This window comes from Stenotrophomonas sp. WED208 (assembly GCF_040984485.1).
In the GTDB taxonomy this organism is placed as follows: Bacteria; Pseudomonadota; Gammaproteobacteria; order Xanthomonadales; family Xanthomonadaceae; genus Stenotrophomonas; species Stenotrophomonas riyadhensis.
Map to the genome: position 1 here is coordinate 2,036,099 of NZ_JAZARB010000001.1, position 13,226 is coordinate 2,049,324.

At 68.0% G+C, this 13,226-nt stretch carries 15 protein-coding genes; 8 read left to right on the forward strand and 7 right to left on the reverse strand.

Features of this window, described 5'->3' with window-relative positions; genetic code table 11:
- Positions 1–2: 2 nt before the first annotated feature.
- From VPH47_RS09075 to VPH47_RS09085, 3 genes are read right to left on the reverse strand one after another with little or no spacing between them, the layout of a single operon-like run.
- Entirely contained in the window at positions 3–1,040 is a 1,038-nt protein-coding gene (locus VPH47_RS09075; protein WP_368850565.1) for an ABC transporter substrate-binding protein, read from the reverse strand.
- The gene (locus VPH47_RS09080) at positions 1,037–1,579 is read right to left on the reverse strand and encodes a DUF2478 domain-containing protein (protein ID WP_368850566.1); all 543 of its coding nucleotides are present in this window, start codon (positions 1,577–1,579) and stop codon (positions 1,037–1,039) included. The genes VPH47_RS09075 and VPH47_RS09080 overlap by 4 nt, the downstream gene beginning before the upstream one ends.
- A 2-nt stretch (positions 1,580–1,581) precedes the next feature.
- Positions 1,582–3,564 carry a TonB-dependent receptor plug domain-containing protein gene (locus VPH47_RS09085; RefSeq protein ID WP_368850567.1) on the reverse strand — a complete coding sequence of 661 codons (1,983 nt, stop codon included), beginning with the start codon at positions 3,562–3,564 and terminating at the stop codon, positions 1,582–1,584.
- A 182-nt stretch (positions 3,565–3,746) separates the two neighbouring features.
- Between VPH47_RS09085 and VPH47_RS09090 the strand changes: the two genes are divergently transcribed.
- Positions 3,747–4,553, forward strand: coding sequence for a TOBE domain-containing protein (locus VPH47_RS09090; protein ID WP_368850568.1), 807 nt, complete (start codon positions 3,747–3,749; stop codon positions 4,551–4,553).
- A gap of 350 nt (positions 4,554–4,903) precedes the next feature.
- Here the strand turns inward: VPH47_RS09090 and VPH47_RS09095 are convergent, their stop codons facing one another.
- From VPH47_RS09095 to VPH47_RS09110, 4 genes are all read right to left on the reverse strand, one after another.
- Positions 4,904–6,433 carry a sulfite reductase flavoprotein subunit alpha gene (locus tag VPH47_RS09095; protein WP_368850569.1) on the reverse strand — a complete coding sequence of 510 codons (1,530 nt, stop codon included), beginning with the start codon at positions 6,431–6,433 and terminating at the stop codon, positions 4,904–4,906.
- Complete coding sequence (locus VPH47_RS09100; RefSeq protein ID WP_032128130.1) at positions 6,430–6,858, reverse strand: PAS domain-containing protein; 429 nt, start codon at positions 6,856–6,858, stop codon at positions 6,430–6,432. Before VPH47_RS09100 ends, VPH47_RS09095 begins: the two co-directional genes overlap by 4 nt.
- A 228-nt stretch (positions 6,859–7,086) precedes the next feature.
- Positions 7,087–7,401 carry an AzlD family protein gene (locus VPH47_RS09105; RefSeq protein WP_368851576.1) on the reverse strand — a complete coding sequence of 105 codons (315 nt, stop codon included), beginning with the start codon at positions 7,399–7,401 and terminating at the stop codon, positions 7,087–7,089.
- 11 nt (positions 7,402–7,412) lie between these two features.
- Positions 7,413–8,144 (reverse strand): AzlC family ABC transporter permease, encoded by a 732-nt coding sequence (locus VPH47_RS09110; protein ID WP_014037422.1) that lies wholly within the window; start codon positions 8,142–8,144, stop codon positions 7,413–7,415.
- Positions 8,145–8,271: 127 nt separating this feature from the next.
- Between VPH47_RS09110 and VPH47_RS09115 the strand changes: the two genes are divergently transcribed.
- From VPH47_RS09115 to gspG, 7 genes are all read left to right on the forward strand, one after another.
- Positions 8,272–8,736, forward strand: coding sequence for an Lrp/AsnC family transcriptional regulator (locus tag VPH47_RS09115; RefSeq protein ID WP_368850570.1), 465 nt, complete (start codon positions 8,272–8,274; stop codon positions 8,734–8,736).
- Between the two features lie 395 nt (positions 8,737–9,131).
- The gene (locus VPH47_RS09120; protein ID WP_368850571.1) at positions 9,132–9,812 is read left to right on the forward strand and encodes a TonB-dependent receptor; all 681 of its coding nucleotides are present in this window, start codon (positions 9,132–9,134) and stop codon (positions 9,810–9,812) included.
- 16 nt (positions 9,813–9,828) lie between these two features.
- Positions 9,829–10,359 carry an RNA polymerase sigma factor gene (locus tag VPH47_RS09125; RefSeq protein WP_032128154.1) on the forward strand — a complete coding sequence of 177 codons (531 nt, stop codon included), beginning with the start codon at positions 9,829–9,831 and terminating at the stop codon, positions 10,357–10,359.
- 69 nt (positions 10,360–10,428) lie between these two features.
- On the forward strand, positions 10,429–11,409 hold the full coding sequence (locus tag VPH47_RS09130; RefSeq protein WP_368850572.1) for a DUF4880 domain-containing protein: 981 nt from the start codon (positions 10,429–10,431) through the stop codon (positions 11,407–11,409).
- Between the two features lie 58 nt (positions 11,410–11,467).
- A complete protein-coding gene (locus VPH47_RS09135; RefSeq protein WP_368850573.1) occupies positions 11,468–12,019 on the forward strand; it encodes a hypothetical protein in 552 nt (183 codons plus the stop codon).
- Positions 12,020–12,163: 144 nt separating this feature from the next.
- Positions 12,164–12,724 carry a hypothetical protein gene (locus tag VPH47_RS09140; RefSeq protein ID WP_232527985.1) on the forward strand — a complete coding sequence of 187 codons (561 nt, stop codon included), beginning with the start codon at positions 12,164–12,166 and terminating at the stop codon, positions 12,722–12,724.
- 57 nt (positions 12,725–12,781) lie between these two features.
- Positions 12,782–13,219, forward strand: coding sequence for a type II secretion system major pseudopilin GspG (gene gspG / locus VPH47_RS09145; protein ID WP_110712520.1), 438 nt, complete (start codon positions 12,782–12,784; stop codon positions 13,217–13,219).
- Positions 13,220–13,226: the final 7 nt, after the last annotated feature.

Here is a 13,226-nt window from a genome sequence, read left to right on the forward strand (position 1 = left end):
GTTCAGGCGTTCGCATCCAGGCTGCGTGCAAGCGCGGCGGGCAGTGGCTGGCCCCACAGCAGCTGATGCAGCGTGCCGATGCGGGCACGCAGCGCGGCCGGGGCCAGCGCGGGGACTGCGCCCGGATGCAGCCTGGACAGCAGCCAGGGCAGGCCGGGCAGGCGGTTGACACCGGGCGGACCATCCAGCCATCCGAATGGCAATACCGGTGCGCAGTGCAGGCGGCGCTCGCGCACGGCACGCAGGGCGCGCCAGCGCGGGTCCTGTGCCGCCTGCGCGGCGAAGCCAGCATCCTGGGTCAGGATCACGTCCGGATCCCAGGCCAGCAGTTGTTCGAACGACACCCGGGCAAGGCCCCCGGCGCCGGCACTGGCAGCTACGTTGCGGCCGCCACAGAACTCGATGACTTCGGTGTTGATCGAGCCGGACAGGCCGCTTTCCAGGCCGTCGCTGCCACGCCCGTAGTACACCGTTGGTCGCGTCGCAGCGGGACGCGTCGCCAGCACCTCACGCACCAGTGCCAGCTGCGCTTCGGCCGCCTGCGCCAATGCTTCGCCACGTGCGGCAACACCCAGCAGCCTGCCGACATGGCGCAGCTGCGCCGGATGATCGGGCAGGCGGCCGGCAATCAGCTCGAACGGAATCGCGGTCTGCTTCCAGACCCGCTCGGCCGAGTCGCGGTAATTGGCATCGAAGTCACCGGCATCCAGTACCAGGTCCGGCTGCATCGCCAGCAGGCGTTCAAGGCTGACCGTGCTGCCGCGCCCGGCAAGGCGACCGACCACCGGCAGCGTGCGCAGCGACGCCGGCAGCTGCGCCAGGGCTTCGGGCGATACCTTCATCGGCCAACCGAGCAGACGTTCGGGTGCCACGGCGGCGAGCAGTACCGCAGCCGGCGGACCGGCCGCGAACACGCGCTTGGGCGTGGCCTTGGGCGCACCCAGCCGCAGCACGCGCTGCGCCGGCATCGCCAGCAACTTGGCATTGACGACCAGCAACGGTGCCAGCGCGAATGCCTGCAGCAGGGCGCGCCGCCTCATGCGGCGGCCTCCGGCGCGGTCCGGCAGGCATCCCACCAGGCCTGCAACGCCGCGTCATCGGCGGGCAGCTCGACGGCCATGCCGCCGGTGAACTGGTGCCACGCGTCGAGGTAGGGCAGCTTCACCGCAGTCAACAACGGGATGCCGGCCAGCATCAGCGCCAGCAGCTCATCGGCCATGCCGCCGCCTTCCGATTCCAGCGTGCCGAAACGGTTGGCGATGACCAGCGCGGCGTGGTCCTGCAACGCGCGGCGCAGCACCACGCTGGCATCGGCGATGCCGCCCGGGTCCAGGTTGCAGCCACAGGAGGCCGGGCCCAGCGCCTGGCTGATCGGATAACGCGAACCGGGATCGGTCACGTCCATCAGTGCCATGCGCTTGTTGCCGTTGGCGGTGGGTTCGTGCGGCAGGTGCACCAGCCCGCGCACGCGGTGGCCGGCGGCCAACTGGCGTGCGGCGAACGCGGCCAGCAGGGCATCGGGCTCGCCGCTGTGGTCATGCACGATCGCGGCAATGCGCGGGGCCTGTATGGCGGTCATGCTCAGAACCTCCAGTTGGCGTTGGCAAACCAGGTGCGGCCCGGCATCGGATAGCCGTCGGCCAGCTCGTACCATTTGTCACCGATGTTGCGCACGCCGAGGTCGAAATCCCAGGCGTCGCGCGGGCTCCAGCTGGCCTTCAGGCCGGTGATGCCATAGCCGGGCAGCTCGCGTACCGGGCGTGCGGCATCGGCGTAGCTGACCCTGCGGCCCTGTTCGGCTTCCAGCGTGGCCTGCAGCTTCAACTGCGGCAGCAGCTGCCAGCCCACCGCCATGAACAGCCGTTGGCGCGGACTGTCGAGCAGGGCCACGCGGCGGTCTTCCAGGTTGGTGCGGCGCAGCCAGGTGTAGCTGGTCTGCACGTCCCAGTCGTCGCCGATGCGCTGGCGCAGGCCCAGTTCCACGCCCTGGTGGCGGGCCTTGCCGATGTTCTGCGCCTGGTTGCAGGTGCTGCCACCACATTCGCGCGAGGCCACCACCGCGTTCTGGATCAGGTCATCGATGCGGCTCTGGAAGAGGGCGGCCTGCAGTTGGCCGCCGTCCCACCAGCGGCCACGCAGGCCGACTTCGAAATGCGTGGCATGTTCGGCCTTCAGGTCCGGGTTGGGCAGCGCCGCACCCATGCGCGCCGAGTAGCGGTCCTTGATGGTCGGGAAACGCGTGCGCCGCGCGGCGCTTGCGTACCACTGCTGGTCCGGTGCCAGCTGCTGCACGTACTCCAGCACGGCGTTGGTAGCGTTGGTGTTGCCGGTCGGCCAGAAGTACACGCGCTTGGCGTCGCGACGGTCATGGCCGATGCCCACGCGCAGGTGCGAGGTGTCGGTCAGCGCGATGCGGTCTTCGATCGCGACCGAAGTGGTGACATCACGGAAGTCCTTGGTCGGCGAGTGCGGGTTGCGCTCGCTGTGCCGGTCTTCCTTGTAGTGGATCGCGAACTGCAGTTCCTGGCGCGGCAGCGCCGTGGTGGCCAGGGTCACCGAGCCGCCCACGGTGCGGTCATCGTAGATGCTGGGGAAGCTGCTGTTGTCCATCGCCACCTGGTAGCTGCCGTCGGTGTAGGCGTCCAGGCCGTTGCCATAGGTATCGCGGTAGACGCGGGTGCGCAGCGTAGTGTGCTCGCCCAGGCGGGTGTTGCCGATGAAGTACAGGCTGTCCTTGTCCCACCACGGCCAGCGCCAGTAGCGGATGCCGCTGCGCGCTGTGCCGGTGTAGACCGGGTTGTCCTTCTCGCCGTCCTGGCGCGCGTAGCCGATTGCGTACTCGTCGCCCTCGCGCGGGGTGTAGCCCAGCTTGAACGACAGGCGACGGTCGTCGCGCGAGGCATTGCGCCGGTCCTTGCCGGTGTCGGTGGGTACGCGCTTGTAGTCGACGAAGCCATCCGGCAGCGGAAACTCATCGGCCTTCAGGATCGACGCACCGAGCTGGAAGTACCAGTCGCCACGACGCCCGCCGAGGTTGACCGCCGCCTTGCGCTCGCCGCCATCGGCGATGCCCAGCCGCACGTCGCCTTCCAGCGGGCGCTCGGGGCGGCGGCTGACCAGGTTGATCGCACCGCCGAGGATGTTCGGTCCGTACAACAGCGAGGCGCCGCCGCTGGCGACCTGGATCTCGGCCAGGTCGAAGGTGGTGAAGCGGCCGAAGTCCACGTAGCCGTCATAGGGCACGTACAGCGGGATGCCGTCGAGGAACACCGGCACCTGGCGCGCATCGAAGCCGCGCAGGTAGACCATGTCCTCGTTGCGCGAGTTGCGCGCCAGGCTCACGCCCGGCAATACGCTGACCGCATCACCGACCGTGTTGCGGTCGAGCTGCTGGATGCGTTCGGCGTCGAGGCTGCGTTCGGCCACGGTGGGCGACGTGCCGCGCTCGGCATGCACGTCGATCGTGCCCAGGGTGAACACCGGCGGCGAGGCCGTGTCGGCCGCGGTGGCGGCAAGCGGGAGCAGCAGGGCGGACAGGGGTAGAACGAAACGACAGGTACGCATCCTCGCGAGTCCTCGGGTTCGTTATATCCAAGATGATATAACGGTTGGCAGGGGTCAACTTGATGACCGACCCGGGGATTCTCGGCGCTGGCCGGCACGGCCACCTTGATCGATATCAAGCACGGTGCAGGGCGGCCACGCCGTACACTGGCCGCTCGCGCGAACGCAGGGATCGAAGCACGATGAGTGAGGCCGAGCCGCCGTTGGAGCTGCAGGGCAACCTGTGGCTGAGCATTGCCGGGCAGAGCGTGGGTGGCCGCGGACGCTTCGCGCTGCTGGGCCTGATCGATGCGTGTGGCTCGATCAGCCAGGCCGCCAAGCGCATGGGCATGACCTACAAGAACGCCTGGGACGCGGTGGACGCGATGAACACCGCGGCCGGCGAACCCTTGGTCGCGCGCAGTGTGGGCGGCCGTGGTGGTGGCGGTGCGCGACTGACCGAGCGCGGCCACAAGCTGATCGCGCGGTTCGAGGAGGTCGAGCGCGCGCACCGTACGTTCCTGCAGTCGCTGCAGGCCACCCCCGGGCTGGACGAGGATCTGGCCCTGATCCGGAGAATCGGCATGATCACCAGTGCACGCAACCAGTTCCACGGCCGGGTCAGCGCGCTGGCCACCGGCGCGGTGAATGATGAAGTGCAGATCGAAGTGGCACCGGGCCTGGCGCTGGTGGCTACCATCACCCATGGCAGCGTGGAATCGCTGGGGCTGGCGGTGGGCGTGCCGGCCTATGCGCTGGTGAAAGCTTCGTCGGTGATCGTGGCGCAGGGCGAGGGCGCGCGCTACTCGGCGCGCAACCAGTTCGCCGGCACGGTGGAGCGGATCACCGAGGGCGCGGTGAATGACGAGGTGGTGGTGGACATCGGCCATGGCTGCAGCGTGGTGGCGGTGATCACCCGTGCCAGTACCGCAGCGCTGGAACTACGCGAAGGCAGCACGGCAACAGTACTGTTCAAGGCGTCGAGCGTGATCGTGGGCGTGCCGATGTAGAGCGGTCTGGTAGTGCCGGCCGCTGGCCGGCAGCTCGTGGTGCGAAGCGCAGCCGGCCAGCGGCCGGCTCTACCGATCCAGGGTTCGTGTGGTCCAGTGGTGATGGATCAATACAACTCGCAGTGCGTGCGGCCTTCACCTCGTAGCGTGTCCCAGTGCCCCTGGCCACCGACGGTGATCACCCGCGCCAGTACCGCAGCGCTGTTCAAGGCGTCGAGCGTGATCGTGGGCGTGGCGATGTAGAGCGGTCTGGTAGTGCCGGCCGCTGGCCGGCAGCTTCATGGTGCGAAGCGCAGCCGGCCAGCGGCCGGCTCTACCAGTCGAGCGTTCGTGCAATCCAGTGGAATGGATCAATACAACTCGCAGTGCGTGCGGCCTTCGCCCCGCAGCGCGTCCCAGCGCCCTTCGCCACCGATGGCATCGATGGCCTCGCGCACCGCGCCTTCCAGGTGGCTCTTGTTGCCGCACAGGTACAGATGCCCGCCGCGGGCCAGTACATCGCGCACGTCATCGCCGCGCTGCTGCAGCACATGCTGCACATAGACCTTTTCGGCGCCGTCGCGCGAGAATGCGGTATGCAGGCCGGCCAGCACGCCTCGCGTGTGCCAGTCCTGCAGCTGTTCGCGGTACAGGTAATCGTGCTGGCTGTGCTTCTCGCCGAACACCAGGTGCACTTCGCGCGCACAGGCGCTGGCCTGCAGCTCCTGCATCAGCCCCATCAACGGTGCGATGCCGGTGCCGGTGCCGACCAGCAACAGGGGGGCTTCGCCGGTATCGGGCAGATGGAAGCCGGGGTTGGAGCGGCAGTACACACGGGCATGGTCGCCACCGTGCAGCAGGCTGCCGGTGGCTGTGCCAACGCGCTCGCGGCCGCGCAGGGTGTAGCGTACTTCGCGCACGCACAGGCTCAGCTGGTCGTTGCAGGGGTGCGAGGCAATCGAATAGGCGCGCGGCAGGCGCGGTGACAGCAGCTCGTGCAGGCGGGCCAGCGGCACGCTGTCCGGGGTAGCGTGGTCCTGCAGCACGTCCAGCAGGTCCAGCCCGTGCAGGTAGGCTTCCAGCTCGCGTTTCTGGCTGACCTTCAGCAGGCCCTTCAGCAGCTCGCTGCCGCCGAGCCTGGCCAGTTCGCGCAGCACGCCCTTGCTCAGCAGGCGCAGCTCGCGGTCATGCAAGGCGGTCACGGCGGCAGTGTCGCCATACCAGGTGGCCAATGCCTGCAGCAGGGCAGGGTCGTTCTCGGGTACTACGTGCAGGGTGTCGCCCGCGCGGTACGCCATGCCACTGCCGGCAATGTCCAGCTGCAGGTGCCAGGCGGCCGGTTCGCTGCTGTTCAAGCGGCGGCGTTCCAGAATGGGGGCGGCAAAGGCGTTGTCTTCGCCATAGGCGGTGACCTGCAGGTGCAGGTCCTGGCCCGCGTTCACGTCGCCGTCCAGCACCTGGCCCAGCACTGGCTGCCATTGCTGGAAGAACTGCTCGTAGCCCAGGTCGGCATCCACGCGGTGCAGCAGCGGCTGCGCCTGGCGCTCGCTCAGCGCGGCATCCAGCGCCTTGGTGAAGCCACAGAAGCTGGGGTAGCCGGTGTCACCGAGGCCGAACACCGCATAGCGCAGGCCACTCAGTGTCGGGGTCTGGCGCAGCGTTTCGAAGAACTGCTCGCCGTTGGCTGGCGGTTCGCCGTCACCGAAGGAACTGGAGATCGCCAGCAGCACATCGCCGTGGCCGAGGCTGGCCACGTCGATATCGTTGAACGGGAGCACCTGCGGCGCGTGCGGCTGCAGGTCCGCGCCCAGGCGCTGGGCCAGGGCGCGGGCATTGCCCGACTCGGACGCGAAACCCACCAGCAGGCGGCTGAAGGGCGTACTGGTCGGGAGGGCGTTCACGCGGCCTCGTAGAAGTCGTCGAACTTTTCCTTGCTGAACTCGACCAGGTCGTAGTTCTGCATCAGGTCGTTCACCACGCGGCGGATGCTGATGTACGAGGTGATGTTGCCCTCGGCATCGAACAGCGGCTGCACGGTGGTATCCACCACGTAGAGCACGCCGCCCTTGCCGAGGTTGGGCACGATGCCGGTCCAGGTCTTGCCGGCCTTGATGGTGTCCCACATGTCCTTGTAGACGGCCTTGGGCACGTCCGGATGACGCACGATGCTGTGCGGCTGGCCGATCAGCTCCTCGCGGGCGAAGCCGGTGAGCGTGCAGAACAGGTCGTTGGCGTAGGTAATGTTGCCCTGCAGGTCGGTGGTGGAGATCACCATGACGTTCTGCATGGCATTCAGCAGCTGGGCGTTGTCGGGGGTGTAGCTCATCGCAGGGTCCTTGTGGATGCCGGTAACGCCGGCGTGTTCGGGTCCTGCATAGAAATACGCCCGCACGGCGGCGGGCGGTTTGACATTGATCAAGTGGATGCCGGGATCGGCTGCGACCGGGTGTCGCAGGGAGAATCTCTGCAGAGACGAGCCCATGCTCGGCTCACGCGGCAAGCGGGAATGCCAGCAGCCGAGCATGGGCTCGGCTCTACAGGAACGGCGAGCGCGTCAGACCATCAGATAGCGCAGTACACCCGCCGAGACCACGCCGATCAGCACCGTCGGCAGCATCGACAGCCGCGTGGCAGCCAGCAGGGTGATCGCCAGCGCGGCGAGGTCGGCGGGCTTGTCGGCGACGAAGTCGGGCGCGATCACCGAGATCAGCACGCAGCCCGGCGCGGCTTCCATCACCGTTACCGCGCGCTTGCTCAGTGTGCGGTTGCGCAGTGCGAGGAAGCCGACGATGCGGGTCAGGTAGGTGGCGGCGGCCATCAGCACGATGGTCAGTACCGAAGTCCAGTGGATCATGCCGTTGAAGATCAGGCCGTTGAAGATCATGCTGCGTCCTCCGCCAGCAGCCAGGCCGCGGCCAGGCCCGCCAGTGCGCCGCTGGCCACGTACCACGCACCCGGCACCAGCAGGTAGGTGGCAGCGGCCACCACCAGGCTGACCAGCCACGGGCGCGCGGCCTTCATGCCCTGCCACATGCCACGCAGCAGCACCAGGAACACGGCGGGGAAGGCCATGTCGAAGCCGTAGGCGTGGATGTCGCCCAGCATCGGCCCAACGATCGCGCCCAGCGCGGTGCAGGCCACCCAGACCGTGTACAGGCCTGCCGACACACCCAGGTAATAGGCCAGGCTGAAGCCGAGCGCACGGCGGCGCGCATCGGCCACGCCCATTGCCCAGCTTTCGTCGCACATGAAGAACAGCGCCGGCAGCACGCGGCGGCGCGGCAGGTGCTGCAGCAGCGGGGCCAGGCTGGCACCCATCAGTAGGTGACGGCTGTTGACCAGCGCGGTGATCGCCACGATCAGCGCGATATGCGGCGGCGAGGTCCACAGTTCGACGGCGGCGAACTCCGAGCCGCCGGCGAAGTTGAGGCCGGTCATCAGCGGCACTTCCAGCGCGCTCAGGCCCTTCTGGGCGGCCTGGGCGCCGAGCACCAGGGCGAAGGGAATGAAGCCGATCATCACCGGTACGGCGGCGCGCAGGCCGCGCAGGAATTCGGCGCGCGGGGCGGTATCGCAGGTATCGGGCAGGGGGAGGGTGGTACGGGCGTCCATCGAACGGCACAACGAGGTGGGGGTGGCCCATGCTAGCGGCCTGATCGCGAAATCGGGTTGCGTTGATGCCATTCGATTCGGGAATATTGAGATTCCATGCGGCCAATGTCGCCAACGGTGAAATTCCATGCAGTACCAGCTCGACAACCTTGATCGCCGCATTCTCGACGCCCTGCAGCGTGACGGACGCCTGCAGAACCTGGAGCTGGCCCGGCTGGTGGGCCTTTCGCCCTCGGCCTGCCTGCGGCGGGTGCGGCTGCTGGAGGAAGGCGGCTACATCGACCGCTACGTTGCCCTGCTGAACGAGGCCAAGGTGGGGCGTGGCTTCACGGTGTTCGTGCGGGTCTGGCTGCGCGGGCAGGACGAGGACACCACCAACCACTTCATCAACAGCATCAAGTCTTTCCCGGAAGTGCTTGAATGCCATCTGATGGCGGGCGACTGCGATTTCCTGCTGCGGGTGGCGGTGGCGGATCTTGATGCCTACCGGCAGTTCCAGATGCAGCACCTGAACCGGATTGCCGGGGTGCAGAACACCAAGACCGAGATCCCGATGCAGCGGATCAAGCAGACCACCCAGCTGCTGCTTTGAGGATGGGGGGGGGGCGGCCGGGTTGCACCCGGCACCCGCGGTAGTGCCGGCCGCTGGCCGGCAACGTCAGGAGCAACGGCCGAAGCAACAGCGTGCATTAGCCGCTCTTGGTGGGTGTCGACCTTGGTCGACACGTTTTGGTCGGCACGGGGTTGGATCCCGTTGCTGCGCAACGGGCTCTGACCCCACGCCTGGAGGACATGGTCTGTTCGATTCGTTGATGCCTGATCCGTGACTGGCTCCAGGAAGGCTGGCCCGACGGTCGGCCGTGGGCGGCGGTCATCGCAATGACATGTGCCCCCGGTACGGTTTGAGCCCGCTTGCTGGTCGCGCGCGGGTCGGGGTTCCGGTCGTGGCGCGCGTCCACTGCAGCTGCTGTCGCTGCCGAGGGTCATGTGTTCTACGTCAGGGGGCTGAATGGACACCATGCGGTCAGAACTTGGAAGGTGGCCATCGCCGCATGGCTGCTGCTGTCCTTTGCCGCTGTGGCGCAGGACGGTGTTCATGCCTACGACATCCCCGCGCAGCCGCTGGAGCAGGCGGTCGAGCGCTTCAGCGTCATCAGCGGGTGGTCGGTGATGTACCCGGGCGATCTTGCCGCGGGCCGTAGCAGCCATGCGCTGCGCGCCAGCCTTGCGCCGCTGCCTGCCTTGCAGATGCTGCTGCAGGATTCCGGTATCGAGGCCGAGGTGATCGGCGAGCAGCGCGTGGTGCTGCGGCGGGTCACGCCCGCGGCAGCCGAACCCGGTATTGGCGCCGAGCTCCCGGATGCCGAGCGTCGGCGCCGCTATGGCGGGCTGCAGCAGCGCCTGCGTGCGGCGTTCTGTGACGACCCCGAGATCGCGCCCGGCCGCTATGCCGCAACGCTGCGCTTCCACGTCGACGGCGAGGGCCAGGTGCAGCAGCCCGAGCTGCTGTCCGGCAGTGGCAGTGCCCGCCGCGATGCGCGCCTGCTTCAGGCGCTGCAGGGCCTGGTGCTGGCGCGCGATGCCGCTGCGCTGCCGCAGCCGGTGACCCTGCAGATCCGTCCTTCCGGCGCCGACCACGACTGTGGCCGGCGCGCGCCCCTTCCATGACTTCAAGGATTCGAACATGAGCAACGGTACGGCTGGGGCAGTTGACCTGATGGACCACCTTCTGGGGGCCTACGACGAGCTGAAGCGCCGGCTGGTGCGCAAGCTGGGCTCGGAGGAGCTGGCCGGCGATGCGCTGCAGGACACCTGGATGCGCCTGAGTGCGCGCCGTGACCGCCTGGATGCCGTGCAGAACCCCGCGGCCTACCTGTTGCGCATGGCGATGAACACGGTGATCGACCGCCAGCGTGCCGACCACCGCCTGCTGAGCCTGGAAGAGGTGGATACGCTGATGGAGATGGCCGACCCGGCACCGGGCCCGGCGCAGGCGGCCGAGCTGGATTTCGCGCTGGAAGACATGGTCGGCCTGCTGCAGCGCATGCCCGAGCGCCGACGCCGCATCCTGCTGGCGATCCGCGTCGATGGCCTGCAGCAGCGCGACGTCGCCGACCAGCTGGGCGTGTCGCTGCGGCTGGTGCAGCGTGAGTTGAAGGCGGCCCAGGATTACCTGGCCGAGCGCAGCGGGCAGGGGCGCCAGGTGCGGTTCTGAGCGGCGGCATCCGTCTACACTTTGACGCCGAGCAGAACCCCGCAGCGTGCGGGTCCGGCATGAGCCCCCATGGATCCTGACGATCGCCCGCAACGCCCGCTGGATGCCGTCGAGCGTCAGGCCCACGCGTGGGTGGTGCGGCTGACCTCGGGCGAGGCCACCGCCGCCGATGGGCGCAGGTTCCGTGAGTGGTGCGAGGCTGACCCGCGTCATCGCGAAGCATTCGGCCGTGCGCGCCGGCAATGGGAGCAGGTACGCCTGGCCGGCGAACAGCTGCCCCCCGCAGCGCGCCAGCCGGTCGCGCCGACGCCGGCCCAGCGCTGGAGCCGGCGCGCCTTCCTGGGCGCCGCGATTGCCGCACCGGCCAGCCTGGCGGTGGTGGCGGCGATCCGCCCGCCGCTGGGGCTGTGGCCCTCGGTGACGGCGATGGCGGCCGATTTCCACACCGGCACCGGTGAACGGCTGCAGATCGCGCCCTTGCCGCAGCTGAAGATCGAACTGGATACGCAGAGCAGCCTGCGCCGTCGTTCGGACACGCAGGGCGAAGGCTTCGAGCTGGTGCAGGGCCAGGCCGCGATCGAAACCCAGGCAGGCCTGCGCCTTGCCCTGTTCGCGGGGCCGGGCTGCGTGATTGCCGATGAAGGTGCGGTGCGCCTGGACGTCCGCAACACCCACGGCCAGGTACGGGTAACCTGCCTGCAGGGCAGCGCCCGCATCGAGCACCCGCAGGGCCGCCTGCAGCTGCAGGCGGGCCAGCAGACCCAGTACGACGAGCGCCTCAGTGGCGTGGTGGCCGAAGCTCTGGCCTCGGAAGTGAGCGCCTGGACCGAGGGCATGCTGGTGTTCCGCCGCGCTCCATTGCGCGAGGTGGTGGATGAAATCAACCGCTACCGCCGCGGCAAGGTGCTGCTGGGCGAATCGGCATTGGCGCGGGCCCCGGTCAGCGGCCGTTTCCGCATCGATGATCCGGACGCGGCGCTGGAGCAGCTGCGACTGACGATGTCGCTGGATCTGCGTCGCTTTCCGGGTGGCATTGCCGTCCTTGGTTAGATGAAGACGCTGGCCGTGCGCGCCGCGCAGGGCTGGTGCAAGCAAGGAGACGCCAAGGATGCGCAACGAGACCATCGGTGTGCTGGATCTGCGCCGCAATCTGTCGGCGTTGCTGGAAACCACGCAGCGACGGCCCTTGATGGTGCATCGCTATGGATCGCCGTGGGTGTGCGTGGTATCCGATGCGCAATGGCAGCAACAGGCCGTTCTGCTGGAGTTCGATCCGCAGTCGCACCCGCTGGCGATGCTGTTGCGCCTGCAGCAGCAGGTGTTGCCGCTGGCTGAAACCGGTGCGTTGCCGCCTGCGGCGATGGCGCGCGTGCTGCTGCTGATGGGCATGCACGGCATCGACGATCTCGTGCAACTGCACGAACAGGTGCAGCACCATCGTCTTTGGCACTGGTTCGTGGCCGGCACCCATGGCGTGATGGATGGCTGGCAGCTGCCGGCGCTGCGTGTTGCGATGGCGTCATGGTGCGATGACGTGGATATGTCCAATGCGCTGGCAACGTTCGCCGCACGCAGCGATGTGGCGATACTGGCGCGCCGTTGCGGGGGCGAAGCGCCGCGACTGGAGCGCGAAGCCTGCAGGCAGATGACGCTGCGATGACGTTGCTGATGAAGCGCCACGCAGCGCACAGAGACGCATTCGCGTTGTCGCTTCACCTGCCTTGCTGACGTCTTCTCCAGAGTACGACGCACCACGCGTCGTGGAGCACGGGCGGCGCCGATGGCAGATAGTCGCAGGATCAGCATGCTGGAACTGGATCGCCACCTGAGCCAGTCGCTGGAGCAGGCTCGGCACACGCCTGTGAACGTGCAGCGCTATGGGCACTCGTGGGTCTGGGTGCTGTCCAGTGATGCCTGGGCCGATGCGGCGCGCTGGGCGGCACTGGACAGCAGCGCGCATCCGCTGGCCGCGCTGCGGCGCGCTCTCGATCTGCAGCTGCGGCCCTGGCCCGAAGCGGCCATGAACGCGCTGCCGCTTGACGCGGGCGATGTGCGGCAGCTGCAACGTGCGGCGTTGCTGGTGGTCGTGCGTGATCTCAACAGTGCGCAGCGCGTGTACGACGATCTGCGCTACCACCAGGCTTACCGGATGTTCATCGGCCTCGACCATGGCACCGCATGGTCGCCGATGCAGTGCGTGCGCCTGCTGCAGGCCTGCGCGCACCCGTTGCTGCGCGGCTGCATCGACGATGCGCTGGCCAGCGTGCCGCAGCACTTGTTCGAGTCTGCATGTGTACCTGCGGCACGTGCTGCGCCTGCACAGGCACACGCGCAGCGAATAGCAGGCGGATGTTTATCGTACTGACACATGCACCGCTGACCATGGCGCAGCGGTCTCTTCCAGGATGACGAGGGCGGAACAATGGCAAGGCAGGTGGGTGGTCGCAGGGCTCGGCAGCAGGGCTTCAGCCTGATCGAGATCATGGTGGTGGTGGTGATCATCGGCATTCTCGCGGCATTGATCGTGCCGCGGTTGATGGACCGTCCCGACCAGGCGCGCGTGGTGGCGGCGCGCCAGGACATCGCGGCGCTGATGCAGGCATTGAAGTTGTTCAAGCTGGACAACGGGCGCTATCCCAGCGCCGAACAGGGCCTGCAGGCGCTGGTGAAGCCGCCGCAGGGCGGCGGTGCGATGCCGGTGACACCGTATCTGGATCGCCTGCCGAATGACCCATGGGGCCATCCGTACCAGTACCAGATTCCCGGAACCCATGGCGACATCGATGTGTTCTCGCTGGGTGCGGACAGCAAGCCCGGTGGCGACGCCGGGAACGCAGACATCGGCTCCTGGCAGCTGTGAGGCGTGC

What these genes read in the sequence shown, in the direction of transcription:
- VPH47_RS09130 (WP_368850572.1), top strand. Translation starts at nt 10,429, where the DNA reads ATGGATCCTGACGATCGCCCGCAACGCCCGCTGGATGCCGTCGAGCGT.
- VPH47_RS09075 (WP_368850565.1), bottom strand. Translation starts at nt 1,040, where the DNA reads ATGAGGCGGCGCGCCCTGCTGCAGGCATTCGCGCTGGCACCGTTGCTG.
- VPH47_RS09115 (WP_368850570.1), top strand. Translation starts at nt 8,272, where the DNA reads ATGCAGTACCAGCTCGACAACCTTGATCGCCGCATTCTCGACGCCCTG.
- VPH47_RS09135 (WP_368850573.1), top strand. Translation starts at nt 11,468, where the DNA reads ATGCGCAACGAGACCATCGGTGTGCTGGATCTGCGCCGCAATCTGTCG.
- VPH47_RS09125 (WP_032128154.1), top strand. Translation starts at nt 9,829, where the DNA reads ATGAGCAACGGTACGGCTGGGGCAGTTGACCTGATGGACCACCTTCTG.
- VPH47_RS09085 (WP_368850567.1), bottom strand. Translation starts at nt 3,564, where the DNA reads ATGCGTACCTGTCGTTTCGTTCTACCCCTGTCCGCCCTGCTGCTCCCG.
- VPH47_RS09100 (WP_032128130.1), bottom strand. Translation starts at nt 6,858, where the DNA reads ATGAGCTACACCCCCGACAACGCCCAGCTGCTGAATGCCATGCAGAAC.
- VPH47_RS09080 (WP_368850566.1), bottom strand. Translation starts at nt 1,579, where the DNA reads ATGACCGCCATACAGGCCCCGCGCATTGCCGCGATCGTGCATGACCAC.
- VPH47_RS09140 (WP_232527985.1), top strand. Translation starts at nt 12,164, where the DNA reads ATGCTGGAACTGGATCGCCACCTGAGCCAGTCGCTGGAGCAGGCTCGG.
- VPH47_RS09090 (WP_368850568.1), top strand. Translation starts at nt 3,747, where the DNA reads ATGAGTGAGGCCGAGCCGCCGTTGGAGCTGCAGGGCAACCTGTGGCTG.
- VPH47_RS09110 (WP_014037422.1), bottom strand. Translation starts at nt 8,144, where the DNA reads ATGGACGCCCGTACCACCCTCCCCCTGCCCGATACCTGCGATACCGCC.
- gspG (WP_110712520.1), top strand. Translation starts at nt 12,782, where the DNA reads ATGGCAAGGCAGGTGGGTGGTCGCAGGGCTCGGCAGCAGGGCTTCAGC.